We start from the raw sequence: 26,728 nt of genomic DNA on the forward strand, positions 1-26,728 counted from the left end.
TTACCGCCTATGCATGAATTAATCGTTTCAATCAAATTAGCCCTGGGAAACATTCGTTCCAACGTCGGGAGGACTGTTTTGTCGCTTCTGGGAATCGTAATCGGAGTTGTTTCAGTCATCTTAGTCTTGGCTCTGGGAGCAGGAGTAAAGGGATATGTGGTGGGTCAAATCGAATCTTTTGGGAGCAACATAATTCAAATTGAGCCAAAAGTTCCCAAGGTAAGCAAAACTTCTTCAGAAAATGTTTCCGGCCAGTTTGGAAAACAGCTGACTACTTTAAAGTTGGATGATGCTAAAGCAGTGGCAAAGCTTTCCAATATCGGTCTTTGGTATGGGGGAGTAATGAGCCAGCAGGTGACAAGCTTTGAGAATAAAAACAAGCAAGCAAATATAATGGGAATGACAGCCGGTATTTTTGAAGCAGATGAAAAAACCGAAATAATTTCAGGGGAACCCTTTACTGAAGAAGATGATCTGGGACTTAAACAAGTGGCAGTTTTGGGAAGCGGAATTAAGAAGGATTTATTCGGGGATGGCGATGCGGTTGGCCGGAGCATTAAGATTAAGGGGCAAAGATTTCAAGTAAAAGGCATTCTGAAGGAAAGGGGATCGAGCGGATTTTTTGATTATGACAATACTATTTATCTTCCGATTAGAACCCTTCAAAAAAAACTTTTGGGAACTGACCATATTCAATTTGCAGTTTTTAAGATAAATGATATGAGCAAGCCGGAATTTACTATTTTGCAAGCTACCGACGTGATGAAGAGCCAGCATAATATTAAAAAATCGGAAGATGAAGATTTCGCGGTTAATTCAATTGCTGAAATCAAGGATATTTTGGACAAGGTTTTCAATGTAGTTGATTATTTGCTTCTGGCGCTTACTTCTATCTCTTTGGTGGTTGGAGGAGTGGGGATTATGAATGTGATGTATGTGGCGGTGGTAGAAAGGACGGCTGAAATAGGACTTCGAAAATCAATTGGCGCCAAAAAATCGGATATTTTGAAACAGTTTCTTTTTGAGGCTATATTTTTGACGGTTTTAGGCGGAATTTTAGGTGTGGCAGTCGGTTTTTTTCTTGCTGGGGTTTTCGAACATCTGGCTTCTAATCTCGGATATGATTTGAAATTTCCAGTAACGCTGAAGGCAATAGCTATCGGATTTGGTTTTTCGGCTATAACCGGTCTCATCTTTGGAATTTATCCTGCCAAAAAAGCATCAAATTTAAGCCCGATGGAAGCGCTTAGAAAGGAATAATATTACAAAACAATATGGATTTTCTTGCAATATTGCTTGCATTTTGTCTAATTGGTATAATTATAGGGTAAATAAATAATTAATATTATGGAAGAAGAAAAAGAAATTAAAGAAGCCGATATTATTGATGATGAAAAGAAAGAAGCTCGCTTAAAGAAGGGGATAGATTTTAGACTCGAGCTTGCCCTGTTTTTAATATTGGGATTTCTCCTAGGAGTGGTGATTAAAACAGAAGCGGTAAAAAGAATAACTATCGGATTTAACGATGGTTCAATTCCATCACAGAGGCAAGCGTATGATTTTGAAAAAATTAAAAAAGAGATAGCCGAGCAAAGCGCTGCTGCGCAACAAACTGCTCCTGCTTCAGATGCCAATAACCAATAAAGTTATTTTATTTAATAATCCGCGTCAAATGATGTCCAGCAGTGAAATTTCGACTTATTTCAAAAAAATTATAGACTGGGCAAAGCTAATAATTTAGTAAAAAAGAAATTCAATAATTTATGGCAATATAAATTGTCGAATTTCTACTACTGAAAATGGAAGAAGAAAAGAAATCCTCCGATGTTATCGAGGAAAATGAGTTGCCAACAAAAAAAGAACATTTCGGGAATAAAGACAAAAAGGTAAAAAATTTAATTTCCCTGGTAATTTTACTGGGAGGATTGTTTATTGGAAGCATCTTTGTTGATGTGATTCAGTTGTTTAGGGGAGGAGGATTTTCTCCTAAGAAACTAGCTCAAACTGATATTTTTAACTTCGGAGGAAGAACCTGGGTAGCCTACAGCGATCCCATTGTTAAAGTTCAAGTTATTTCCGATGATACTTGCGAAGCATGCAATCCTGATGAATTGGTGCTTGGAATTCACAGGATGGTTCCAACTGTGCTCGCAGAAAAAATTGATCAGAATTCTAAAGCAGGAGAGAATGCAATTAAGAAATTCGGCATAAAAACTATTCCTGCTTTTGTTTTTTCTCAAGACATCGAAAAAACCGATTTTTTTAAACAGGCAGCCACTGTCTTTAACAAGGTTGATAATTTCTATGTTTTGAAAACAGCCGATTTGGGAATCCAGCCTGGCAAGTATATTGAAGCAATGCAAATCAAAGAAGATGATATTCAGATAGGAAACAAAGACTCCAATGTTAAACTTTTTGTCTTTTCGGATTTTCAATGTCCATATTGCAAGGCGTTTCATGAAACCACGTTTAAAAAAGTTATTGCCGGTTATGCGGACAAGATATCGCTAGTGTATAAAAATTTTCCTCTCGATATGCATCCGCAAGCAGAAAATGCAGCCCTGGCTTCAGAGTGCGCCAATGAGCAAGGAAAATTTTCGGCTTATGCGGACAAGCTTTTTGCTAATCAGAGCGTTTGGGGAAAAACAACAGGAATGCAAAGTTTCAAAAATTATGCCCAGCAGTTGGGACTCAAAACAGCGCAGTTTAATGAATGTCTGGATGGCAAGAAATACTCCGACAAAATTAGCAGCAATAAAAGCGAGGCTGATTCTTTCGGAATTTCGGGGACTCCTTCAATATTCATAAACGATCAAGCGATTAGCGGAGGAGCAACCTTTGACGACATTAAGAAGATTATCGATGAGGAGCTAGCGAAATAATCAAAGAGAAACAATGTAATATTTTTTGAAGAGACAGCCAACCAAAAATGCTGTTTCTTCTTTCTATCCCTTTTCTTTTGTGTTATTATTAAGTTATGAAATTCAATGAAGATATTATAAATATAGTGTTTCTTGCCCGTGGCGGACAAGGAGCAAAAACGGCGACGGAAATTATAGCTCAATCTGGAGTTTTGGAGGGTAAGTTTGTTAAAGCTTTTCCCGATTTTGGTCCGGAAAGGAGCGGAGCACCCATCAAAACATATCTTCGGATTTCTGAAAAAGAAATAAGAACTGCGGAACCGATTAACAGTCCCGACGTGCTTGTTATTTTGGATGAAACTATTTTGGAAAAAAAGGGGGTATTGAAAAATATCAATCTCGGCGAAGATGGTATTATTCTGGTTAATTCGAAAAAATCACCAAAAGATGTTAGCTCGGATTTGATAGATCTTAAAGGGAAAATATACACCATTGATGCTTCCGGACTGGCGATGAAAGTAATTGGCAGTCCGAATCCCAACGTGGCCATAATTGGCCGGCTTATTAAAATCACTGAATTGGTAAAGCTTTCAAATGTTATCGTTATTTTTGAAAGTATTTTTAATGATAAAATTGGAAAAGAGTTGGTAAAGAAAAATATTTTAGCGATGGAAAAAGCTTATGACTCAATGTAACAGTTCAACTATAAAAAATGATCTGAATAAAGCTCCGAAGACAGGAGATTGGAAATCTGTTGCTCCGGAAGTGGATTCTCAAAAATGCATTGGATGCGGAACCTGCGTTTTGTTTTGTCCTGAAGCCTGCATCAAACTTCGTTCCAATATCCATCCCGGAAAAAACAAGAAATCCAAAGGAGTTGCTTCGATTAATCAGGAATGGTGCAAAGGTTGCGGAGTTTGCACAATTGAATGTCCAGTAAAAGCAATAATTATGAAAAAAGTTGAATAAGATAAATATGATGAATAAGAATCATAAAACTAAAGCGATGACTGGCGGGACTATTGCCGCAGAGTTTTTGCGGCAGATCGATCCTGATGTTATGGCGGTTTATCCAATTACTCCTCAAACTCCGATTATTGAAACATTTGCCAAAATGAAAGCGGACGGAAAAGTTTCAACGGAAATTGTTCAAGTGGAATCGGAACATAGCGCAATTAGCGCCGTGATTGGAGCTAGCGCGGCAGGAGCCAGAGCGGTAACGGCGACCAGCTCTCAAGGGCTTTCCTATATGAATGAAATGCTCTACATTGCCAGTGGAATGCGGCTGCCGATATTTATGTATATGAGTGCCAGAGCGCTTTCAGCGCCGCTCAATATCCACGGAGATCATAGTGATGCAATGGGGGTGCGCGATGCCGGCTGGATTCAAATTTTTTCCGAAAATGCACAGGAAGCCTATGATAATGGTATTATCGCGATGAAACTGGCGGAAAAAGTGAAACTCCCGGCGATGGTAATTATGGATGGATTTCATACTTCGCACACAGTTGAAAGGGTAAATATTTTTGAAGATAAGGATGTCAAAAAATTCGTTGGAGAATACAATCCGGAAAAATCACTTTTGAATTTTGACGATCCAGTGAGTTTCGGATTCTTGGCGCTTCAAAATTCCTATTTTGATTTTAAAATTGAGCAAGAGGAAGCTTTTAAAGAAACACTGATTGCGTATAAAAAAGTTTGCGGAGAATTTAAAGAATCTTTCGGAAAATCATATGATTATTTTGAAAAATACAAGATGGAGGATGCCGAGTATGCGATTGTGATTGCCGGTTCGACAGCAGGTACCGCCAAAGAAGCGGTTGACAAAATGAGAAACAAAGGAAAAAAGGTCGGGCTTCTTAAAATAAAATTATTCCGTCCTTTCCCATATGACAATATCTCAAACGCCCTTCGAAAACTCAAAGGAATTGCTGTATTCGACAAGGCGATGTCTTTCGGCGCCTATCCGCCGATTTATTCCGACATTGTAAGTTCCTTGTTTTCCGCTCAAATCAGCGTTCCGGTACAAAGTTATGTTTACGGACTTGGAGGAAGAGATGTTTTTCAAAAAGATATTGAAAAAGTTTTCGAAGATCTTCTAAAGTGGAAATTTTCAAAGGAGGTTAGATATATAGAATAAGACTTGCGCATTTGTATCTGCCAATCCGCTTGCTTCGGCACGATGGCGACTATTTTATAGTCGCGCTTCCAAAAAAGCGTCTTGTTGTAGTTAAATGCGTAAGCCATGGTATAAAATAATAAAAAATTTCTAATGGCTTACTTGAATATTTTTTATCTGCTTTTTCCGGTTTTTGCAGCCAATATGGCGCCGCAAATAGCCAGCCGTTTGGGAATATTGAAATCATTTGATCGGCCAGTTGATTTCGGGAAAAGTGTTTTTGGGAAGAGAATTTTTGGGGAAAATAAAACTTTGCGTGGATTTATTGTCGGCGTTGGTTTTTCAATAGTTATAGCTTTTTTGCAATATATTTTGGATTTTCAGGGAATTGTTAAAATAGAAAAATTGTCTGGATTAGGGCAGTTTCTGCTATTTGGATTTTTAGCGGGTTTTGGAGCGCTGCTTGGAGATTTAATTGAAAGTTTTTTCAAGAGACAGCTTGGCATTAAAGCAGGAAGACCATTTGTTCCTTTCGATCAAATTGATTATATAATCGGATTTTTGTTTTTTACCAGCATTGTAGTCGAATGGGGGTGGAAGGAAATTGTTTTTGCCATTCTTTGCGGATTGTTTTTGAATCCGATAGTTAATTTTTTAGCTTATATATTTAAGGTAAAAAAAACATATTGGTAGTATGATTAGTAAAAAACAAATTCCAAATGTAATCACTATCGGTCGCGGAGCTATGGCTTTAGCTATAGCCGGTTTGTTCATGTCCAATTTAGAAAATCGTTTTTTGATAATTTTCATTCTTTTTTTGCTGGCTTCAATTAGCGACTGGCTGGATGGATATTTATCCAGAAAATGGAAAGTTGTTTCCGATTTTGGAAAAGTATTCGATCCTATTTTTGACAAGATTTTGACGTTGATTTTTTATTTTTTCCTTTTTAGTGTTGCCGGAATGCCGAAATTAATCTTCCTTCTTTTGTTTTTGAGGGAAATATTTATTGACGGGCTGAAAAATTATATGCTGGCAAAGGGAATTGTTACCCCGGCTATTAAAAGCGCAAAATTCAAAACATTTTTTCAGATTGCAATGATATTTTTTGCTTTGCTTTTTCTGATTTATCCTAGGTTTTATTGGTTTCAATATCTGGCATATATTCTTGGAATTATTGCGGTATTTTTAGCGTATTATAGCGGATGGATATATATAAAAAAATGGGCAAATCAACGAAATGACTAAAGAATTTAAGCGTATTTTTTTGTCGCTGGGAGGAATAGGTTTTTCAAAATACGCCCCAGGAACTCTTGGCAGTGTTGTCTCGGCTATTTTTCTGTTTTTATTGAAATATAGCATCCAAAGTCTCTGCGTTAGGATTTTTGCGGCGCTGGCGGTGTTTATTTTCATTTATATTTTATCAATCAAATATGTCGAAAGCTATAAGGCAAATGGAAAAGTCGATCATTCCTGGATTATCACAGATGAATTTTTGGGAATGATGATCGCCGGAATTCCGTTTTTAATGGAAAATAATTCTGCTGGATGGAATTTAATCATTGGTTTTGCGCTTTTCAGGTTTTTTGATGTCTTGAAGTTTTGGCCGATATGCGTGCTCGATAAAATTAATACCCCGCGATATGTCATATTTGACGATATTCTAGCTGGAGTTTTCGCCGCCATTTTTACCGGTTTAATCCGGATTACATAAAAGCGAAAAACTGTTATAATTAGAACATCTAAAAACATTTTTTTTATGAATAAAGAGCTGACCAAAAAATTAGCGCCGGGGCATACCACTTGCGCGGGATGCGGAATTCCGGCGATTGTTCGAACTGTGCTTGGCGCGACGGAAGATCCAATTGTGGTTTCTAATGCGACAGGTTGCCTAGAGGTAACAACAACAATTTATCCCTACACAGCTTGGAAAGTGCCTTACATCCACAGTGCTTTTGAAAATGCCTCGGCAACCATTTCGGGCGTAGAAGCGGCTCAAAAAGCTTTATATAAAGCAAAGAAATTAAAGAGAAAAGCTAAACTCGTTGTTTTTGGAGGGGACGGCGGAACTTATGATATAGGCCTCCAGTCGCTCTCAGGAGCGCTGGAACGCGGTCATGACTTCTTGTATGTCTGTTATGATAATGAAGGGTATATGAATACCGGAGGGCAAAGATCGGGCGGAACGCCGTATGGAGCCAACACAGAGACGCAGCCGGCCGGACTTGAATCTTTTGGAAAAACGGTGCAGCGCAAAGATTTGATGGAAATTGTGAAAGCGCATAATATTAAATATCTGGCACAGGCGAATGTGGCGTATCCTCAAGATTTAGCGATGAAAGCCAAAAAAGCTTTAGAAACCAAAGGGCCGTCATTTTTGTTGGTGCTTCAGCCTTGCACCAATCTTTGGAAATTTCCCACTTCGCAATATGTCCGAATGGGAAAGCTAGCCACGGAAACCAATTTCTGGCCGCTTTATGAAATCGAAGACGGAAATTACGTAATTAATTACGTAAATAAAAAACCCAAGCCAATTGAGGAATTTCTGAAAGGGCAGGGGAGATTCAAACATCTTTTTGAAGCAAAAAATAAGAAAGTAATCAAAGAAATTCAAAAAACGACGGATGCGAATTGGAAGAAATTAGTTAAAAATACCAAGTCAAATATTTGATACTTTTTGTTTTATATATTATACTTTTCTTCAACGCCGATGTAGCTCAGTTGGCAGAGCGACGCACTCGTAACGCGTAGGTCGTCGGTTCAATTCCGACCATCGGCTCATGACCGTTTGGCTTTATACAATATTAAGCGTTGTGATTGTCAGTCTGATTTCACTGATTGGGATTTTTACTATTCCTTTCAGCCGGGAAAAATTGAATAAAGTGCTGATATATTTCGTCAGTTTTTCCGCCGGAACGCTGTTAGGCGATGCTTTTATCCATCTGATTCCGGAAGCGTATAAAAATGCGGGAATATATTTAGGCGTTTCTTTGTATGTACTGTCAGGAATTGTTGCCTTTTTTGTTTTGGAAAAATTTGTGCATTGGCGCCATTGCCACAAAGTTCCTTCCGAAAAACATCCCCACCCGTTTTCTTATGTAATTCTGACCGGAGATACCGTGCATAATTTTATTGACGGAATGATCATTGGGGCTAGCTATTTGGTCAGCATTCCAGTGGGAATTGCGACAACTCTCGCTGTAGTTTTTCATGAAATTCCACAGGAAGTGGGAGATTTTGGTTCGCTGGTTTACGGAGGATTTTCCAGAAAGAAAGCTTTGCTTCTCAATTTCATAACCGCCTTGGCAGCGGTTCTCGGAGCGATAGCAGTTTTAATCCTAGGAGAAAATGAGAGTTTGGTTAATTTTTTGGTTCCGTTTGCGGCCGGGGGTTTTATCTATATCGCTCTCTCCGATCTTATTCCCGAACTTCACAAACACACAAAAGCAAGGGAATCATTTTGGCAGCTCACAAATTTTATTTTAGGAATTGGACTGATGGTCGCATTGCTGTTATTATTTAAATAATTTATGAAAGAGCTTCAGGAAAAACTTAACCTAATTTCCGCTAAAATCCCGAGTCTTCGGGACTATCTTTGACGTACCAGAGAAAAAACAGAAAATATTAGAATTAGAGGACCAAAGTGCGGAGCCTGGTTTTTGGAATGATTCCCAAAAAGCCGGAGAAATAATGAAAGAAACGGAACTTCTCAAGAAAGAAGTAGAAAAAATTGAAAGAGTTGAAAAAGAAGCATTGGAACTGGATGAACTGCTGAAAATATCAGAAACTGAAAAAGATCAGAAAGACTTAGAAAAAAAAATAAATGATTTGGAAAAAGAAATAAACGAATTGGAATTTCGAACTCTCATGAAGGGCGATTATGCCAAAAATGACGCCATACTTTCTATTCATAGCGGAGCTGGAGGAGTGGATGCCCAAGATTGGGCTGAGATGCTTCTTCGGATGTATCTCCGCTTTGCGGAAAAAAATAATTTTAGGGCAAAAGTATTGGATGAATCGAGAGGAGGAGAAGCGGGAATTAAGAATGCAACTTTAGAAATTCAAGGCGATTATGCTTACGGGTATCTGAAAAGTGAAGCAGGAGTGCATCGAATGGTGCGTCTTTCGCCTTTCAACTCCGATCACCTCCGGGAAACCTCGTTCGCCTTGGTGGAAATTTTGCCGATTATTGCCGATTTGGAAGAGGTAAAAATTGACCCGAAAGATTTACGAGTTGACACCTATCGCTCATCAGGAGCGGGAGGACAACATGTCAACACGACCGATAGCGCGATTAGAGTTACTCATATTCCGACCGGAATCGTGGTAACTTGCCAGAATGAAAGATCTCAGCTTCAGAATAAAGAGCAGGCGATGAAAATACTCAAAGCCAAGCTCCATCAGAAATATTTGGAGGAAAAAGAAAAGGAAGAAAGAAAACTACGGGGAGAATTTCATAGCGCCGAGTGGGGGAATCAGATCCGATCCTATGTCTTGCATCCGTATAAAATGGTCAAAGATCACCGGACAAAATTTGAAACCAGCGATCCGGAGAAGGTTCTGGATGGCGAAATCAGTGAATTCATTGAAGCATATTTGCGCTTTAGCGCGGGAAAATAAAAAATTGCTAAAAAGCGAAGAGTATGATATATTTTAAAAAGATAAATGTAATAAATATAAAATAAAAAAGGAGGTGAAATATGGACGAACAAACACAACAAACACAACAACAGACTCCGATTCAGTCAGTTGCTCCGCAAGGAAATCAAGCTGATGCTGAAAAAAATAAAGCAATGGCGATAGTGGGTTATATTATTCCTATATTGTTTTTTATTCCTTTGGTTACTGACGCAAAAAATAGTCCCTTTGCCAAATTTCATGCCAATCAGCAGTTGATGTTGCTTTTGTCGGCAATAGCGGTGAATGTGGTGGGAGGAATTATTCCTTTCTTGGGATGGTTTATAATCCTTCCTTTGGGTTCGATTGCTTTGATTGTTTTGGCGATTATGGGTATTATCGGTGCAGCTAAAGGTGAAATGAAAAAACTCCCGATAATTGGCGGATTCGAACTTATCAAATAGAGAATTTTAAAAAACTTCCGATATAAAACAGGCAATATTTTGTTGTTGCCTGTTTTTGTTTTTTATGCGAAGATACAGATACTAATAGTTGCTAATCTAAAAGCGAATGTATTCGAATTTATTGGATTTACATTCGCGATTATTTGCGTATATGCAAAAAAAAACAAAAATTGTGGCCACAATCGGCCCAGCTTCGGAAAAAATAGAAATCCTTAGAGAAATGATAAAAAACGGAATGAATGTTGCCCGTCTTAATTTTTCACACGGAGATTATTCAAGCCACAAAAAAATCATAGAAAATATCCGCAATCTCTCAAGAGAACTGGGTGAAAATGTGGGCATTATAGCCGATCTTCAAGGACCGAGAATCAGGACTATTGTCGATGAAAATTTTGAAATAAAGCCTGGTGAAAAGGTATTAGTTTATTCTGTTTCAAGAGATGCTCAAATTCCAAATCTCAATGACAAAGATTTGAAAATTTTTGGTTTGGATTATCCGGAAATTATCAAGGATATTGAAGTTGGAAATGAAATATTGATTGAAGATGGGCTACTTAGTGTGAAAGTTATCGAGAAAAACAGCGATTTTTTGAAGGCGGAAGTGGTGAACGGAGGTGTTATTAAAAATGAAAAAGGGGTTAACATTCCAGATGCCAAACTAAAGATTCCTCCCATAACTGAAAAAGACGGGAAGGATCTTGAATTTTCACTCAAAAATGAAGTAGATTTTATAGCGATGTCTTTCGTGAGCAATGCAAAAGATATTGAAGATCTCCGGAATAAAATAAAAAGAATTCTGAATCGCGATAATAATCTTCCTCAAATTGTGGCGAAAATAGAAAGAAAAGAAGCAATTGAAAATTTGGATGAAATAATTTCGGCGACGGATGCGGTAATGGTAGCCAGGGGGGACTTGGGAATCGAGATGAAGGAAACAAAAGTGGCAATTCTTCAAAAAGAAATAATCGCTAAAAGCATAAATAATTTAAAACCGGTCATTGTGGCTACCGAGATGCTTAACAGTATGATTCAAAATCCCAGGCCGACCAGAGCGGAAGTAAGCGATGTGACCAATGCTGTTATTGACCATGCGGATGCAGTAATGCTATCGGGAGAATCGGCCAATGGAAAATATCCGGTGGAGACAGTCAAGACTATGGCAGAAATTATTGAAAATACAGAAGAGTCCCCATACGATGATATTGGCAATTTCAATATCAATCAGGAGCTTTCGAATGAATATGTTAATTTTATAAAAAATTCCTGCAGTCTGCTTCTCAATTCAAATGCCAAAGCGGTGGCCATTCTTAGTCGGGGAGGATTTACGGCTAGAGTCATTTCCCATTTCAGGCCTGTCCAACTGATTTTAGTTGGAACTAATAACGAAAAAACCTGTTATCAATCATCTTTAGTTTGGGGTATAAAAGCCTTTCTTTTCAAGAATGGAAAAATTGAAGAAGTAGTTGAACATTTGCTTAAAAAAGCTCAAGATGATAAATTACTGGGAATTGGCGATAAAGTTGTTTTGATAGGAAAGAATGACGATCGGAATCATCGGTTTGTGAATATCCGGGAAATTCAGTAATATTTATTTTTTTGGAGGCGTCGCATAGTGGTCTAGTGCACTTGCTTGGAAAGCAAGCATATCGCAAGGTATCAGAGGTTCGAATCCTCTCGCCTCCGCATCATACATTTTTTATCGTGCAGACCGATGAGCCTGAAAGCTTGTCGGTAAGCAACATTAAAAACCGCCTCAAGCGGTTTTTATGTTACTTCGGAAAATTATCTCACAAAGCGTAAGGAGTGCTTTTTAGCTATTGATAATTTTTTTCAACTCTTTTAAAATTTCAACCATCGCTAATGTGTCCAATCGGCAATATTTAAGCAAGTCATCGTAGATTTCTTTTCTTCTCTTCTCTGCGGTTTTTTCACTAACCATTTCATACCAACTATTTGAAGCTGTCATTCCTTCGTGAATATTAAGTTCTCCGTAAGAAAGACTTGGAACAAGAACTGGAAGAACTTTTTTAAGCGAAGCACTTCCCAAAAAATCTTTGTGAATATAGAATCCTTTTTTGAAAACAGCCATCAAGTCATACATCCTTTCATTGATATCTTTGAAAAATTCCGCATATTCTTTCGCTCTTTCTCCCATGCCCTTGTTGCAATTTTTCTCAAATCCCATATTCCAAGCCATGGTAGTCCCGTCTTTCCCAATCAGTTTTTTCAAAGACTCAGCCAATTCTCTGGTTGGGTCAGTCAGGCTTTTTGCCAAATAGGCATGATGTTCCAGTTTGGAATCGGCCGACTTTTGAATGTGCAGAGAATATTGAAAAACGATATTTTGATAAGGTTTGTATCCGTCAAAAATAGGAATGGGCAAAGCGTAGGTTTCATAATCCAAAAAGTAAATCGGATATTTGATTTGATTCAGTTCATTTTTTATTTCTTCTTTATCAATACTAACCACGTCGTATTTAATGGCATGAAAATGTTTGCTGAATCTTTCCGTTATATATTCCTCGGGGATATTTTCAATTTCCAAAATTCCGTCATCCAACAGTTTATTGATTGTTTTTTCCGAAAGTTTTCCAATAATGGAGTAGATTGATTTCGGAGGAATGCCCTGCAAGCAATATTCTTTAAACATACATTCGTAGGGATTGTTGCATTGTTTCACCGGTCTAACATTCGGTTCATTTTTGTTTTTCAGTATTTTGGACAAAACGCCAATGGGAATCCCTGAACTTTTATGAAGATGAAAATGAAGTGATTGCGATACGCGATAAGCATAGAGATAAAATGTATACTTTTATTGCCCCGGTAGATTACGAGGATAAATTAATTCGAGATGCTATCAGCATTGCTTTTGTACGGATTGCTCAAAAAGGAAATATTCTAGCAATCAATGAAATCACGATGCTCCTTCGCTACACTGTTGATTTATGGATTGAGCATTGTTATCAGCTTCGTTCCTGGAAAGGCTATGAATCGGAAATCAAAGAACAACTTGAAGCATGTATCAGGAGATATCGCTTTACGGGTTCATTTATTGCATATCTTTTTAAGACTCTTGAATACAGAGGAAGAGGTCTAAGATTTATCTATTCCTACTCATTAGATGATCGAATGCTCCTCGGCGAGAAGCGGAGGATTGAGAATGTTGTCCAAGATGCTGAGACTGGCGAGATATCCTATTTTAAGCCATTCTAGCTTACATTTGGACGCTAGCGTGTCTTATTCCTCAAAATAAGACATATGCTGTCTCGTGTCTCATTTGTCTCATTTGGTCTCCAAAGATGCGACCGAGGAGCCTCAAATCACGCGTATGGACGAATCGTCAAAAAACCCTTATAATTCTCTATATCTTAAAGTTCTAGACCGATGACGCCCGCATAAGCATAAAAAGAACTTCCAAACTTTTTTGTATAAGATTTTTTATGATATTTAGGCTAACGGTAAATGCAGAGTAAAGCGCGAGCCGATATTTTTGGTACTTTCCGCTGTAATATCGCCGTTCATTTTTCTGGCCAAACCTCTGGAGATCCAAAGACCCAGTCCCGTGCCCGAAACAGATTCGAGGCCATTATCTTTAATTCTGTAAAATTTTTCAAATAATTTTTCAATATCTTTCGAAGAAATTCCGACTCCGGTATCAGTCACGGTTATTAATAGTTCCTTGTTTTTTACTTTTGCTATTATTTCTATTTTTCCTTTCATTGTGTATTTTATGGCGTTGCTTACAAGGTTGATTAAAATTTGTTCTGTCCTTGCTTTATCGGCTTTAACCATAGGAATCGCAGACTCTGGATGTTTTATAGCTAAACCTTTTTGGGAGGCTTGAAACCTCATTTCTTCAAGTATCTTTTGAATGACGGGTTGAAGATTAAAAGCGGTAATTTTAAGGGGAATGCAAGTTCCTTCCAGCTTTGATATTTCTAAAATATCGGAAACCAAAGAGTCAAGCCTGTTAATGGAAGACTTCATATTTTTCAAATATCTGGCACTTTCTTCATCCATTTTATCTTTGTTTCTATCGCTTAATAATTCCAAATATCCCTTAAGGGCAGTGATAGGAGATCTCAGCTCATGGCTTGCCATTGAAATGAAATTATCTTTCATTTTATCCGCTTCTTTGATTTTGGAAAATGATTTTTTCATTGTAAATATCTAGGTTTTTAAATAATAATAAAAAAATACGGTGAAAAATTTAGAAATGGCAAAAATAAAAAATGCCATTTTTTTAAATCACGGCATTTACTTCAAATTTTATTATAGCATAGCATAATTATTTATTTTTGTAACGCGTGAGAACATCAAGGCAGGTTTGATTTATCCCCCCCCTTAATATAAGATTTAGGCAGGAAGAAATCAGGTCAATTTTGAAATTTTTTCTATCTGTGGTAGTAATATATTGAGCATATTAATTTTCTTGCATATTAGATGAATTCAGTTGTTCCAGATATTAAATCCCGAATAAATATTGTTGATTTAATCGGGGAGTATATTCGTGTACAAAAAGCGGGATCCAGCTGGAAAGGACTCTGTCCTTTTCATCATGAAAAAAGTCCTTCTTTTATGATAAATGAGGAAAAGCAGATTTGGCACTGTTTCGGATGCGGAAAGGGAGGGGATGTATTCGGATTTCTTATGGAAATTGAAGGGATTGAATTTAAAGAAGCGCTTAAAATTTTGGCTGAAAAGACAGGAATTGAACTCCCGAAATTCAGCAAGGATCAAGCGGAATTTGTTGATGACAGAAAAAAGACATTGGAAATTCTTGAATTATCAACCAAATTTTACGAAAAACAGCTTTGGGACGGAATGGGAAAAGAAAAGATATTAAATTATCTGCGAGAAAGAGGACTGAATAGCGACTCAATGAAAGAATTCAGATTGGGTTATGCGCCCAATGGATGGAAAAATTTGTTAGAATTTTTAACCAAGAGAGGATACAATACGCAGGATATTATAAAAACCGGTCTCCTGGTAGAGAAAAATAAAATTCCAAATTCCAAATTCCAAATTCCAAATTCTAGTTTTTATGATCGTTTTCGGGATCGGATTACTTTTCCGGTTATGGACGTAATGGGACAAGTAGTGGGATTTTCAGCCAGAGTTGCTCCGGGAGGAGATGAATCGCAAGCCAAGTATGTGAATACTCCGGAAACTTCCGTTTATCATAAAAGCAAAGTGCTTTATGGGCTGAGCAGAGCGAAACAGAACATAAAAACGGAAAACTCGGTTATAATTGTGGAAGGTAATATGGATGTGATTGCGGCGCATCAGGCCGGAATAAAAAACACGGTGGCGGTTTCAGGAACAGCCTTGACAGGAGAGCAGGTAGATATTCTCAAAAGATATGCAAGCGAAGTAAAAATGCTTTTTGATATGGATAGCGCCGGAGAAAAAGCCACCCAGAGAAGCGCAGAAATCTGTTTTCAAAAAGATATTAATGTTTCAGTGATAACTCTTCCGGAAGGGAAGGATGCGGCGGAATTAGTTCAAAAAAATCCGAAAAAGTTTGTTGAAACTATGGATAAAGCTACTCCGATAATGGAGTATTTCTTTAACAATTACTTTGAAAAATATAATAAGAACAAAGTTGGTGATAAAAAAATAATTGCTGCCGAACTTCTAAATATTATCAAAAATTTTGGAAATGCCATTGAAAAAAATCATTGGATAAAGAAACTGGCTCAGAAGCTGGATGTTCCCGAAAATATTTTGATTGAGACTCTCAAGAAAACCGAGGATAGGTTTAACGGGCCTAAAACTGCAGACAAAGCCAAGGAAAAAATAATTTCCAAGACAAGAGTGGAAATTCTTAAGGAAAAAATAGCTGGAATAATGCTTAATGATGGAATTCTTTGGAAGGAAATATTGATTGATCCCGTGAGAAGAGAATATCTCTTTCGCGATCAAAAACTCGTTCCGATTTTGGAAAAAGGATCTGAAGCTCGATATAAGTTTGAAAATTTAATTTCCCTTGTGGAAGATAAGGAAGGCAAGGATTTTTTGCAGAAAATTTATTTTAATACAAAATATTCAATGGCGGAAGAGGAGGCCGAGGAAAATGATCTTTCTGATCTGAGAGAGCAGTTTCTCTATTGTTTTAATGAACTAAAGAAAGAATTGAGTAAAAAAAAGCTTGGCGTTCTTCTCTGCGATATTCAAAAAGCGGAAGAAATCGGAGACGATGAAGGGAAAATATTATTAATTAATGAGTTTAATAAACTTTCTAAGGAAAATAAGTAAAACTACGAATTTACAAATTCCTTGCAAATATACAAATATTTTTTAAAATTTGTATATTTGCAGCTGATTCGTAGATTTGTAGTAAAAATTATGAAGAAAAAAGAGAAAAAGCTGAAAAAATACAAGGTCTTGAAAAAAATCAAGAAAAGCAAAGTTCAGCTTTCGCGAAAATTAAAGAAAACAAAGAGGGAAAAAACTGCCAAAAAGAAGGTTCTCAAAAAACCAAAGAAACTTCTAAAATCCAAAAAAGTTAGAAAAACCATTAAACTGAAAGCGTTTAAGAAGAAAACAAAAGAGACGAAATTTTACGGAAAACCTCAAGAGGAAATGTCAGAAGAAGAAACCAGGGAATTTTTGATTAAAGATCTTTTGGAAAGAGGAAAGCAAAGAGGTTTCGTGACTGAAGATGAGATTATCCATATTCTTCCCGAAGTGGAAAAGGATATTGACCATTTGGAAAATCTGTATGAAAAATTGGAAACCACAGGAATAAAAATACTTAGTTCCGAGGAAGGGATGCTTAGGATGGATACCAATAAAGAATCGGAAGAATATGAAAAGAAAAAAACTAAAAAGAAAAAGGGAGAGGTTTCTATTCCGGATGAAATAGGAGATGACTCTACTGATTCAGTCCAGATTTATCTTCGCGAAATTGGAAGAGTGGCTCTTCTTTCTGCCGATGAAGAAATAAAGCTGGCTAAAGCCAATGAAAAAGGCGACTTGGCCGCCAAGCAAAGACTTACGGAAGCAAATTTGAGATTGGTGGTCAGTATTGCAAAAAAATATGTCGGACGTTCCCATAACTTGTCGCTTCTCGACTTGATTCAAGAAGGAAACATTGGGCTTTTTCGCGCTGTTGAAAAATTTGATTATAGAAAAGGATATAAGTTTTCGACCTATGCAACCTGGTGGATTCGCCAAGCAATAACCAGAGCCTTGGCCGATCAGTCCAGGACGATTCGTATTCCGGTGCATATGGTGGAAACGATCAATAAATATACGCAGGTTACCCGCCGGCTTGTTCAGGAATTGGGGCGCGAACCGCTTCCGGAAGAAATTGCCGCAGAAATGAATATTGAAGTCGATAAGATCCGCCATATTCAAAAAATTTCCCAGGAAACAGTTTCGCTTGAAACATCAGTAGGGGACAGCGATGACGATTCGGTTCTTGGTGATTTCATTGAAGATACGGAAACGATTATGCCAACCCAATCCGCTTCTCGAAAACTTTTGAAAGGACATGTCGAGGAAGTTTTGGAAGAACTTACTCCTCGCGAACAGAAAATTTTGAAGATAAGATTCGGTTTGGAAGACGGAGTGACGCACACTTTGGAAGAAGTGGGGCAGGAATTCGGGGTAACCCGCGAACGCATCCGCCAAATTGAAGCCAAAGCCTTGGACAAAATCCGAGATCACAAAGCAATCAGGAAACTAAAGGATTATTAAAAATTAAAAAGCTACTCTGACCAATTGGAGCGGCTTTTTTATTGGGAAAAGTTATCCACAGGCGATTGCTTGCACATTAAATTTATAATGATATAATATCACTAAGGACGAACTATTAATAATTAAAAAAATTATCATTATGAAGCTAACAGCCAAACAGGAAAATATCATTGGAACAATCAAGGAATTAATCAAGAATCACAAGGAAAATCCAACCGGATATGCCCTTCACAAGTATCTTTCCAATTTGGGCGTAAAAGACAGCATCAAATCAGTGATGCAGGTAGTGGAAGCTCTGGAGAAAAAAGATCTGATCAAGCGGGACAAGGAGCATCGGATTTATCTGGTTAAAAATAAAAGTTTTTCTAATTTAGAAAATATTATTTCTATTCCTCTTTATGGCTTGGCTTCTTGCGGAGAGGCGCTGGCTTACGCCGAAACTGATATAGCAGATGATTTTCTCCAGATTTCTAGAAGTTTTTTCCCATCAAACAAAAAAGGAGAGCTCTTTGCCGTAAAAGCTTTGGGAGATTCGATGGACAAGGAAAAAATCAATGACGGAGATTATGTTATTTTCGAAAAATTCGAAGGAAAATATCTTACGGAGCTGGATGGAAAAGTCGTGGTGGCGGTAATCAATGGGATGGCGACAATCAAGAAATTTAAGAGAGTAGACAACAGCACTATTGCTCTTTTCCCTCATTCCCGAAATGCCATTCATCATCCGATATTTTTGGACAAATCCGACTCAATTCTCATTGCCGGAGTTTTTAAAAGAGTCCTGCCGGTGAAATACGTCAGCATTTAGCGGATAAGATAGAATTATGAAAAAAGTAAAAGCGGAAAAAAGAGAAGAGAAAACAAAAAAGAAAACGAAGATGCTGGTTTCCGGAAAAAGTGTCTTTAAAATCCGGGATATTATTGTGAAAAAAGCAAAAGAAATCAAAAAATAGCTTTAAATTTATAGCGGCAGCCGATTGGGATTTAGCAATCAGTTTCCGCTTTTTATTTTTTTCTTGAAACAAGCGGGAAATAAGAGTAAAATTAAAATATAAAAAATAAAGTAAAAAATATGCGAAGGTTGTTTTTAGACATTGAGACTATTCCGGCGGGAGAGGAAGGAGCAGGTGCGTTGAAAATATTATATGAAAAGAAAAAAGCCAAGAAAAGCAAAAAAGAAGGATGCGAAGATCAATCCGATTTCGAGCAATATCTTCTGGGCACTTCTTTTGATGGGTCGTTCGGAAGGATTGTCTGCATCGCCTATGCGATTGACGATGATCCGGTTCAATGTCTGGGCGGAGATGATGATGAGGTTCAGATTCTTGAAAAGTTTTGGGAAATCGTTGAATCAATCAGCGTTCCAGCTCGCAATCCCCAGTGGCCGGATTATGGTGTCCAGTTTATTGGGCATAATGTGATGGATTTTGATTTGCGTTTCATTTATCAGCGTTCAATTGTAAATAGAGTGAAGCCGGCTTATAATCTGAATTTTGCCAGATACAAAGATTATCCGATATACGACACGATGAAAGAATGGTCAAAATGGTCCATGAATTCAGTCGGCTTGGAACATATTGCTTTGGCGCTTGGAATTCCGACACCCAAAGATGGAATTGATGGTTCGGAAGTCTATACTTTCTACAAAGCCGGAAAAGTAAAAGAAATTTGCGAATATTGTAAAAGGGACGTGGAAGCGACCAGGGAAGTTTACCGAAGGATGACTTTCAGTTAATAGTTTTCGGCATAGGCAAATACGCAAGTTCTGAAAATATTTTATTTAGTGGTATAATTGGATAAGCATGATTTGCCCAGCTGTAATTAAGTTTTTTTACTAAAATAATTTATATATGGGACGCAAGAAAAAAGAAGTTATTGAAGAAGAAAAAAGAGAAAGCAAAATAAAAATAAAAGGCGATGCGAAACGAAGTATTGCGGCTATTTTTTTGTTTGCCCTTTCCATTCTTTTTGTCCTTGGTTTTTTCGGAGAAGCGGGAGTGCTTGGTGCTTGGCTGGATAAAATTATTGGAACAATGTTTGGCTGGGGAAAGTGGCTTTCACCAGTAATTATGGTAGCTTCCGGAGTGATTTTGCTTTTTAGAAAAGAAACTTCATTTTATGTTTCTAAGCTTCTTGGGTTAGGGGTTGTTTTCTTCAGTGTTCTGGGATTTTTTCATATTTATTTCGGATTGGAAAAACTTTTAGAAATAGCTAAAGGAGGAGAGGGTGGGGGATATGCCGGCTATGCAATTTCCTTTTTGCTTCTAAAATTTACGGGAACCATAGCGGGATCGGTTATTTTAAGCGCTTTATTTTTGGCTGGAATTATAGTAACATTCGATTTTTCTATTGTTAGTTTTGTCCAAAAAATGCTGGGGATGAAAAAGGAATCTGCTACTGATGAGGCTATGGCGGAAAAAGAAAAGACTGGTGAAAACGAGATTATTAAGTCGAATGAAAAGCCAAGCAGCGAAGGATTAATAAAAGGTCCGGAGTTTGTGAAGGGACCAGAAGAAGAACCCGCCTCCGCTAAAGCTATGGCGGACAAGAAAGAGCCAAAACTAAGCTTTTCGACGAAGGGACTTTCTTGGGAAAAGGGAGAGCGGAAAGATTCTTTCGTAAAAAATGACAACGGAAGAAAGAAAAACAGCGGATGGCAATTTCCTCCCCTCGATCTTCTGGAGGAATCAACCGGAGAAGCCAAAGGGGGAGACGTGAAAAAGAACGCGGAAATCATTCAAAAAACATTAGGGCATTTTGGGATCGAAGTAGAATTGGCTGATATTATGACCGGTCCGACAATTACCCAGTACAGTTTTCGTCCAGCGGTAGGAATAAAACTTAGCAAAATTACGGGTCTTAGCAGTGATTTGGCTTTGGCGTTGGCTGCTCATCCGATTAGAATTGAGGCTCCAATTCCAGGAAAGTCTTTGGTTGGAATTGAGGTTCCAAACAAATCAATGGCAACTGTGCGTCTTAGGGATTTTCTGCAGAGCGAATTATACAAAAAACGGGAATCAAACCTTTCCCTTTCTCTCGGAAAAAATGTCAGTGGCAGTTATATTTTCGGAGATTTGGATAAGATGCCCCATCTTATGATTGCCGGATCCACCGGGTCGGGAAAAAGCGTCTGCGTAAATTCAATTTTACTCTCAATGCTTTATCAAAATTCTCCAGAAGATTTACGCTTTATTATGGTTGATCCGAAAAGGGTGGAACTTTCATTATATAATGGAATTCCTCACTTGCTTTCCGATGTGATAGTGGAAAATTCGAAAGTAGTCAGTGCGCTTAAATGGGCAGTGGGAGAAATGGAAAGAAGATATATGCTTCTTCAAGAAACCGGATCGCGCGACATTGCTTCATATAACAAGAAAATAGGAACTGGAGAAAAAAGGAAAATAGTCAACCAGGAAACAGGAGAAATTACTGAAGAGGATATGGAAAAACTGCCATACATTGTTATAATAATTGACGAACTGGCCGATCTTATGGGATCGCACGGGAAAGAAGTCGAGGGAGTGATTATTAGAATTGCTCAAATGGCTAGAGCTGTTGGAATCCACTTGATTATTTCTACGCAGCGTCCAAGCGTTGAAGTTCTGACCGGACTAATTAAAGCCAATATCGGAACCAGGATTGCATTCAAAGTGGCGACACAGATAGATTCACGAACTATTTTGGATACCGGAGGAGCGGAGAAGCTTTTGGGAAATGGCGATCTTTTATATTTGGAAGCCGGACCAAATGGAATCAGGCGTCTTCAAGGAGTTTTTGTTTCTGAGTCGGAAGTAAAAAGAGTAGTAAAATTTATCAAGAATCAAAAAATAGAAAGAGGAGAGGAATCAATCGGGGAAGATATAGCTAATGGAGGAGAAACGAAAAATAATCAGGATAAAATTAATTTTTCCGAATTCAGCCAGGGAAACGGAGATATGGAAGACAGCTTGTTTGAAGAAGCCAAGAGAGTGGTTTCGGAAGCAGGAAAAGCTTCAGCTTCGCTTCTCCAAAGAAGGCTTCGAGTCGGATATTCCAGGGCGGCTAGGCTTCTTGATCTCTTGGAAGAACAAGGAATAGTCGGACCACCGGATGGAGCTAAGCCTCGAGAGGTTTATATCGCATCCGAAGGCCATCCAACCTATGAAGACCCGAGTCATGATCAAGAAGCCAGGGATAAATGGCAATTATAGAATTTTTTTGATGTTTTGCTTTTTCGGATGGCAGATGGTATTCTTGATTTATGGTTAAAAACGGATTTGTCAAAAAGAACGTAGGAACTCTTACCTTGGGTGAGCGTCTTAGTAAAATAAGAAGTGAAAAGAGGATCACTCTCAGCGAGGTTTCCAAAAGCACTAGAATTCAGATGAAATATCTGGAATACCTGGAAAGCGGACGCTACGAAAAGCTTCCGGTTGACGTTTATGTCAAAGGATTTCTTCGAAGTTACGCTCAATATTTGGGAGCGGATGAAAACTATTTTATCAAATTGTATGAACGGGAAAGAGAAATTCATAATAATATCAAAAAAGAAGAATCTGAGAAAAAGATTTTCAAACCAATAAAATTTTCCGGTTTTTCCGTTACTCCGAAAATTATTATTGCAGTTTTAATAGTTTTCTTTATCGGACTTGGTTTTTTTTATCTTTACAGGGAGCTCAGTATTTTTATTTCCAAACCAAGGCTCGTAATAATTGAACCGCTGGATAATTTTTCTATTGAAAATAAAATGATTAAAATCGAGGGAATAACAGAAAAAGACTCCAAGCTTCTTATTAATGGCCAGTCGATAATAGTCGATGAAAACGGGAAATTTTCCGAAGTTTTGGTACTTCAACCAGGATTGAATAAGATTTCAGTTAAATCTATAAACAGATTCGATAAAGAATCGGAAAAAATAATTACCGGAGAAGCCAAATTTGAAAATATTACTGAAGAAGGAGGAGAAAATTCTCCTGATCCGCAGAATCAGGATGATCAGCCAAGCAATGAAGAAAATAAAGAAATTAAAATAAAAGCTGATGTTTATGGCAGCACAAAGCCGGCTTCAATAATAATTAAGGCTGATGATGTCGAAATTTTCAATGGCAAAATTTCTCCGGGAGAAGTTAAAAATTTTGAAGCACAAAATAAAATATCAGTTTCGGCGGACAAAGGTAAATATGTCGGAGTGAAAATAAACGGAAAAGATCTGGGAACTTTAAGCAAGGATACGAAACCTGTTGATAATAGGATTTTCACTTCTCCAAAATAATTTTTTCATCTGTGGATAACTTTAGCTTGACGTTCTTTTTGTTAATGATATAATATCACTGCGAGGTTAAAAAATATAAAAATATAAATCTTTTACAAAATATTCGTATATTTGTGTTAGATTTGTAGATTTGCGGGTTATGGCAAAAAATACAGAACCAAAAATAAATGAAAAAAATAAAAGCGATGTTGACAAAGTGGTAGAAGAGATTAAGGATAAGTTTGGAGAAGGAATGCTAATGAAGTTAGGAGAAGTGAAAAGAGTTGATGTTGAGTCGATTTCTACCGGTTCTATCTCCCTTGACATTGCTCTTGGAATTGGCGGAGTACCGAGAGGAAGAGTTGTAGAAATTTATGGACCGGAATCTTCAGGGAAAACAACGCTTACTTTACATATTATTTCCAATGCGCAAAAAATGGGAGGCACGGCGGCTTTTATTGATGCGGAACATGCGCTTGATCCCGAATATGCTAAAAAAATAGGAGTCAAAATTGATGACTTGTTGATATCTCAGCCTGACAACGGGGAACAAGCGCTGGATATTGTTGAAACATTGGTTCGTTCAAATGCGGTGGATATTATTGTTGTTGATTCGGTAGCGGCGCTTACGCCGAAAGCGGAAATCGAAGGGGATATGGGAGATCACCACGTAGGAAGACAGGCGAGACTAATGTCTCAAGCACTTCGAAAGCTCACGGCTATTATGGCTCGCTCTAACACAATTGTGATTTTTATCAATCAAATTAGAATGAAAATCGGAGTGATGTTCGGAAATCCGGAAACGACAACCGGAGGACAAGCGCTAAAATTCTATTCCTCAGTTCGAATCGACGTTCGAAGAATTGCGCAAATTAAGAAAGGCGATGAAGTGGTGGGAAATAGGACCAAAGCCAAGGTGGTGAAAAATAAAGTAGCGCCTCCTTTCAAAATCGCAGAATTTGATATTATGTACAATGAAGGAATTTCAATGTCGGGAGATTTGATCGATACGGGAGTTAAATTAGAAGTAGTGAAGAAATCCGGAAATACCTATGCTTTTAGTGAAGTGAAATTGGGAGTCGGACGGGAAGCAGCTAAGAAATTTTTGCAAGAAACTCCCAAGGTGGCGGCAGAAATAGCCAAAGCGATAAAAGGGAAATTAAAAGAGTAAGGAGTTGCCAAAAATTAAATAGCATGGTAGAGTTAAAAAACAATTGAGAAAGTCCAATCTTGCTTCGCTCTACCTTTCAGTAAAGATAAGGCAAGAATAATCCATCCGGAGGGCTTTCTTGATGGATATTTATTTTTATAAATCACTAAACAAAAACGAAATCTATCACTAAAAATACCGAAAATTTAGAGATAATTCGGGAAAATTTTTGGGGTATGTTTCGCGATTTAATTTAATGCTTTACGAACTGTGTTATCTGGTCGGGGAATCAAAAGAGCAAGAATTCGCCAGAATAAAAGAAGAAGTTTCGGCTATTGTTTCCAAAGAAGGCGGAAAATGGCTCGAACCGCAAATTGAAGAAAAAAGGAAGATGGCTTACAAAGTCGGCAAGGAAGCCCGAGGGGTTTATGTTGCCCAGCAATTTGAGATTATCAAAGAAGAGGAAAAAGAAAATGAAGAAATGGCCAATACTCTAGACGATATAAACAAAAAACTTAACCTCTATAATGATATTTTGAGATTTATTATTGTGAAAGCAGAGGATTTACCGGAGCTCAAAATTAGAGAAGGAAAGCCTGTTTTTGCAAAAGATTTAGGAAAGGAGAGAGGAAATTACGATAAGCCAGTTTATATCAAAAAAACTGAAACTGCACCAAAAGAGAAAGTGTCCGACTTCGCTAAAACTATGACGGGCAAGGAAGAAATAGCGGGCGATGAGAAGAAAATTAAAGAAGTGGAAAAACCCGACGCCGCTAAAGCTATAGCAGGCGAGGAAGAAAAAAATGAAAGCAAAAAAAGCATTGACGAAAAAATAGACGAAATACTTAATATATAATGAATAAATCACTAAACAACACGAAACCTATCGCTAAAAATCCCGAAAATTTTAGGGATTATTCGGGAAAATTTTAGGGTTTGTTTCGAGATTTAATTCAATGAATGTTAACAAAGTCATTTTGGTGGGGCGTCTCACCAGGGATCCGGAAGTGCGAACCACTCCGTCTGGTCAAACCGTAGCCTCAATTGGCCTCGCTACAGGAAGGACTTGGACTGATAAGCAGGGGCAGAAACAGGAAAAAACCGAATTTCATAATGTGGTTATGTGGGGAAGAACGGCCGAAGTTGCCGGACAATATTTGATCAAAGGACAGGAAATTTTTGTGGAAGGAAGATTGGAATCGAGAAAATATACCGGAAAAGACGGAGTAGAAAGAAAAACTACAGATGTGGTTGTAGAGAATTTTCAATTTGGATCCAAACCGCAAGGAGCCAATCGGGGAAATTATTCTGCTCCAGCAGCTCAAAAGCCATCTGCTCCTCAAACCCAAGCTCCCAAGGAGGAGCAAATTCCGACTATCAACCTCGATGACGAACAAGGAGAAGTAAGAATTGAAGATGTGCCGTTTTAATAAATCACTAAACGACACGAAAACTATCACTAAAAATCCCGAATATTTAGGGATAATTCGGGAAAAGTTTAGCGATTGTTTCGTGACTTAATTTAATGGATAAAGTTTGTTATTTTTGCGAACAGAAAATGGATAAAATTGATTACAAGGATGTTTATTTGCTTCGCCGCTTTATGAATTCCCAAGGAAAGATTTATCCTCCGAAGAAATTTGGAATTTGCGCCAAGCATCAAAGGGCTCTTGCTAATGCCATCAAAAAAGCCAGAGTAATGGCTTTGGTGCCGTTTGTTATCAAATAATTCGCGAATTATTGCGAATAATATTCAAATGTATTCGAATACATTTGTTTATTTATTAGCAGATATTAGCATGCTATCTATTTCAGATATTAAAAACGGAAAGAATATCATTTTTAATAATGATCCATATAAAGTCTTGTATGCCGAACATTCCAAAATGGGGCGCGCCGGAGCGGTACTTCGCACAAAACTGAAAAATCTCCTGAACGGTTCGGTTTTGGAAAGAACTTTTCAGGGTGCGGAAAAAGCTCCCGAAGCGGATATCACTTCTTCCAAAGCGCAGTATCTTTACCTCGAAGGAAATAATTTTTGTTTTATGGATAGCGAGGATTACGATCAGTTCACTTTGCCCAAAGATGTTTTGGGAGACGCAACCAATTATCTGGTCGAAGGAACGGAAGTGACCATTTTGAATTTTAACGGAATTCCGATCAATCTTGAAGTTCCAATCAAAGTAAAACTAAAAGTAATCGAAGCTCCTCCCGGAATCAAAGGCGACACGGTTTCTTCCGGAGGAAAATTGGTAACTCTGGAAACCGGACTCAAAATCGGCGCCCCGTTATTCGTCAAAGAAGGCGACACACTGATCGTGAATACGGAAAGAGGAGAATATGTTTCAAGAGGATAGATTTACATGTCATTCCTGCGAAAGCAGGAATCTATATTACCGTAATTCGATAACGTAGATTTCGCATCAAGTGTGGAATGACAAATAAAGTTATATTTTTTGGTTTAATTAAATAATTGGGAGGCTATTTTTCTAAAATTTCCTGAATTATCTTGTATCTGCGCTCTTGCGTCAATCCTTTATGGACACGCAGGAGCGTTTTTGTTTTTCCGAAAAATCCATCTAACG

General features: G+C 37.8%; 29 protein-coding genes and 2 tRNA genes. 29 read left to right on the forward strand and 2 right to left on the reverse strand.

Features of this window, described 5'->3' with window-relative positions:
• Positions 1–9: 9 nt before the first annotated feature.
• From WC906_02495 to WC906_02570, 16 genes are all read left to right on the forward strand, one after another.
• Positions 10–1,260 (forward strand): ABC transporter permease, encoded by a 1,251-nt coding sequence (locus WC906_02495; protein ID MFA5777282.1) that lies wholly within the window; start codon positions 10–12, stop codon positions 1,258–1,260.
• Positions 1,261–1,347: 87 nt separating this feature from the next.
• Complete coding sequence (locus WC906_02500; protein ID MFA5777283.1) at positions 1,348–1,644, forward strand: hypothetical protein; 297 nt, start codon at positions 1,348–1,350, stop codon at positions 1,642–1,644.
• A 155-nt stretch (positions 1,645–1,799) separates the two neighbouring features.
• The gene (locus WC906_02505) at positions 1,800–2,882 is read left to right on the forward strand and encodes a DsbA family protein (protein ID MFA5777284.1); all 1,083 of its coding nucleotides are present in this window, start codon (positions 1,800–1,802) and stop codon (positions 2,880–2,882) included.
• Between the two features lie 95 nt (positions 2,883–2,977).
• Positions 2,978–3,556 carry a 2-oxoacid:acceptor oxidoreductase family protein gene (locus WC906_02510; GenBank protein ID MFA5777285.1) on the forward strand — a complete coding sequence of 193 codons (579 nt, stop codon included), beginning with the start codon at positions 2,978–2,980 and terminating at the stop codon, positions 3,554–3,556.
• The gene (locus tag WC906_02515) at positions 3,543–3,830 is read left to right on the forward strand and encodes a 4Fe-4S binding protein (GenBank protein MFA5777286.1); all 288 of its coding nucleotides are present in this window, start codon (positions 3,543–3,545) and stop codon (positions 3,828–3,830) included. Before WC906_02510 ends, WC906_02515 begins: the two co-directional genes overlap by 14 nt.
• A gap of 7 nt (positions 3,831–3,837) precedes the next feature.
• Positions 3,838–5,001 (forward strand): pyruvate ferredoxin oxidoreductase, encoded by a 1,164-nt coding sequence (porA, locus tag WC906_02520; protein ID MFA5777287.1) that lies wholly within the window; start codon positions 3,838–3,840, stop codon positions 4,999–5,001.
• A gap of 132 nt (positions 5,002–5,133) precedes the next feature.
• The gene (locus WC906_02525; protein MFA5777288.1) at positions 5,134–5,673 is read left to right on the forward strand and encodes a CDP-archaeol synthase; all 540 of its coding nucleotides are present in this window, start codon (positions 5,134–5,136) and stop codon (positions 5,671–5,673) included.
• A 1-nt stretch (position 5,674) separates the two neighbouring features.
• Positions 5,675–6,226 carry a CDP-diacylglycerol--glycerol-3-phosphate 3-phosphatidyltransferase gene (pgsA, locus tag WC906_02530; GenBank protein ID MFA5777289.1) on the forward strand — a complete coding sequence of 184 codons (552 nt, stop codon included), beginning with the start codon at positions 5,675–5,677 and terminating at the stop codon, positions 6,224–6,226.
• On the forward strand, positions 6,219–6,692 hold the full coding sequence (locus tag WC906_02535) for a phosphatidylglycerophosphatase A (GenBank protein MFA5777290.1): 474 nt from the start codon (positions 6,219–6,221) through the stop codon (positions 6,690–6,692). Before pgsA ends, WC906_02535 begins: the two co-directional genes overlap by 8 nt.
• A 45-nt stretch (positions 6,693–6,737) precedes the next feature.
• Positions 6,738–7,649, forward strand: coding sequence for a thiamine pyrophosphate-dependent enzyme (locus WC906_02540; GenBank protein ID MFA5777291.1), 912 nt, complete (start codon positions 6,738–6,740; stop codon positions 7,647–7,649).
• A gap of 35 nt (positions 7,650–7,684) precedes the next feature.
• A tRNA-Thr gene (locus WC906_02545) sits at positions 7,685–7,757 on the forward strand.
• A gap of 1 nt (position 7,758) precedes the next feature.
• Positions 7,759–8,505, forward strand: a complete 747-nt coding sequence (locus tag WC906_02550) for a ZIP family metal transporter (GenBank protein ID MFA5777292.1) — start codon at positions 7,759–7,761, stop codon at positions 8,503–8,505.
• A 3-nt stretch (positions 8,506–8,508) separates the two neighbouring features.
• Positions 8,509–9,598, forward strand: a protein-coding gene (gene prfB / locus WC906_02555) for a peptide chain release factor 2 (GenBank protein MFA5777293.1) whose coding sequence is annotated in 2 segments (ribosomal slippage) — positions 8,509–8,574 and positions 8,576–9,598 — 1,089 coding nt in all. Because the reading frame shifts where the segments join, the coding sequence is not laid out codon by codon here.
• 80 nt (positions 9,599–9,678) lie between these two features.
• Positions 9,679–10,059 (forward strand): hypothetical protein, encoded by a 381-nt coding sequence (locus tag WC906_02560; GenBank protein MFA5777294.1) that lies wholly within the window; start codon positions 9,679–9,681, stop codon positions 10,057–10,059.
• Positions 10,060–10,210: 151 nt separating this feature from the next.
• Positions 10,211–11,644 (forward strand): pyruvate kinase, encoded by a 1,434-nt coding sequence (pyk, locus tag WC906_02565; protein MFA5777295.1) that lies wholly within the window; start codon positions 10,211–10,213, stop codon positions 11,642–11,644.
• 13 nt (positions 11,645–11,657) lie between these two features.
• Positions 11,658–11,742 (forward strand) — tRNA-Ser (locus WC906_02570).
• A 127-nt stretch (positions 11,743–11,869) separates the two neighbouring features.
• Here WC906_02570 and WC906_02575 read toward each other — a convergent pair.
• Complete coding sequence (locus WC906_02575) at positions 11,870–12,784, reverse strand: DUF2779 domain-containing protein (protein ID MFA5777296.1); 915 nt, start codon at positions 12,782–12,784, stop codon at positions 11,870–11,872.
• Positions 12,785–12,828: 44 nt separating this feature from the next.
• Here WC906_02575 and WC906_02580 point away from each other — a divergent pair, with 44 nt between their 5' ends.
• Entirely contained in the window at positions 12,829–13,272 is a 444-nt protein-coding gene (locus WC906_02580; protein ID MFA5777297.1) for a hypothetical protein, read from the forward strand.
• A gap of 234 nt (positions 13,273–13,506) precedes the next feature.
• Here WC906_02580 and WC906_02585 read toward each other — a convergent pair whose 3' ends face one another.
• Positions 13,507–14,220: a HAMP domain-containing sensor histidine kinase gene (locus WC906_02585; protein ID MFA5777298.1), complete on the reverse strand. Its 714-nt coding sequence runs from the start codon at positions 14,218–14,220 to the stop codon at positions 13,507–13,509.
• Between the two features lie 282 nt (positions 14,221–14,502).
• On the opposite strand from WC906_02585, the gene dnaG reads away from it, so the two are divergent.
• The 12 genes from dnaG (at position 14,503) to efp (ending at position 26,500) form a co-directional block, all read left to right on the forward strand.
• Positions 14,503–16,317, forward strand: coding sequence for a DNA primase (dnaG, locus tag WC906_02590; GenBank protein ID MFA5777299.1), 1,815 nt, complete (start codon positions 14,503–14,505; stop codon positions 16,315–16,317).
• Positions 16,318–16,644: 327 nt separating this feature from the next.
• Positions 16,645–17,763 carry an RNA polymerase sigma factor RpoD gene (gene rpoD, locus WC906_02595; protein MFA5777300.1) on the forward strand — a complete coding sequence of 373 codons (1,119 nt, stop codon included), beginning with the start codon at positions 16,645–16,647 and terminating at the stop codon, positions 17,761–17,763.
• A gap of 139 nt (positions 17,764–17,902) precedes the next feature.
• Positions 17,903–18,571, forward strand: coding sequence for a S24 family peptidase (locus WC906_02600; protein MFA5777301.1), 669 nt, complete (start codon positions 17,903–17,905; stop codon positions 18,569–18,571).
• Positions 18,572–18,587: 16 nt separating this feature from the next.
• Positions 18,588–18,716, forward strand: a complete 129-nt coding sequence (locus WC906_02605) for a hypothetical protein (protein MFA5777302.1) — start codon at positions 18,588–18,590, stop codon at positions 18,714–18,716.
• 119 nt (positions 18,717–18,835) lie between these two features.
• Positions 18,836–19,498 (forward strand): ribonuclease H-like domain-containing protein, encoded by a 663-nt coding sequence (locus WC906_02610; GenBank protein ID MFA5777303.1) that lies wholly within the window; start codon positions 18,836–18,838, stop codon positions 19,496–19,498.
• A gap of 115 nt (positions 19,499–19,613) precedes the next feature.
• On the forward strand, positions 19,614–21,953 hold the full coding sequence (locus WC906_02615) for a DNA translocase FtsK 4TM domain-containing protein (GenBank protein ID MFA5777304.1): 2,340 nt from the start codon (positions 19,614–19,616) through the stop codon (positions 21,951–21,953).
• Positions 21,954–22,003: 50 nt separating this feature from the next.
• Positions 22,004–23,014 carry a helix-turn-helix domain-containing protein gene (locus tag WC906_02620; protein MFA5777305.1) on the forward strand — a complete coding sequence of 337 codons (1,011 nt, stop codon included), beginning with the start codon at positions 22,004–22,006 and terminating at the stop codon, positions 23,012–23,014.
• Between the two features lie 139 nt (positions 23,015–23,153).
• Entirely contained in the window at positions 23,154–24,164 is a 1,011-nt protein-coding gene (gene recA, locus WC906_02625) for a recombinase RecA (GenBank protein ID MFA5777306.1), read from the forward strand.
• 235 nt (positions 24,165–24,399) lie between these two features.
• Positions 24,400–24,999, forward strand: a complete 600-nt coding sequence (locus WC906_02630; protein ID MFA5777307.1) for a 30S ribosomal protein S6 — start codon at positions 24,400–24,402, stop codon at positions 24,997–24,999.
• 100 nt (positions 25,000–25,099) lie between these two features.
• Positions 25,100–25,573, forward strand: coding sequence for a single-stranded DNA-binding protein (locus WC906_02635; protein ID MFA5777308.1), 474 nt, complete (start codon positions 25,100–25,102; stop codon positions 25,571–25,573).
• Positions 25,574–25,668: 95 nt separating this feature from the next.
• Positions 25,669–25,872, forward strand: coding sequence for a 30S ribosomal protein S18 (gene rpsR, locus WC906_02640; GenBank protein ID MFA5777309.1), 204 nt, complete (start codon positions 25,669–25,671; stop codon positions 25,870–25,872).
• Positions 25,873–25,942: 70 nt separating this feature from the next.
• The gene (gene efp / locus WC906_02645; protein MFA5777310.1) at positions 25,943–26,500 is read left to right on the forward strand and encodes an elongation factor P; all 558 of its coding nucleotides are present in this window, start codon (positions 25,943–25,945) and stop codon (positions 26,498–26,500) included.
• The last annotated feature ends 228 nt before the right edge of the window (positions 26,501–26,728 follow it).

This window comes from Parcubacteria group bacterium (assembly GCA_041657845.1).
In the GTDB taxonomy this organism is placed as follows: Bacteria; Patescibacteriota; Minisyncoccia; order Moranbacterales; family JAKLHP01; genus JAKLHP01.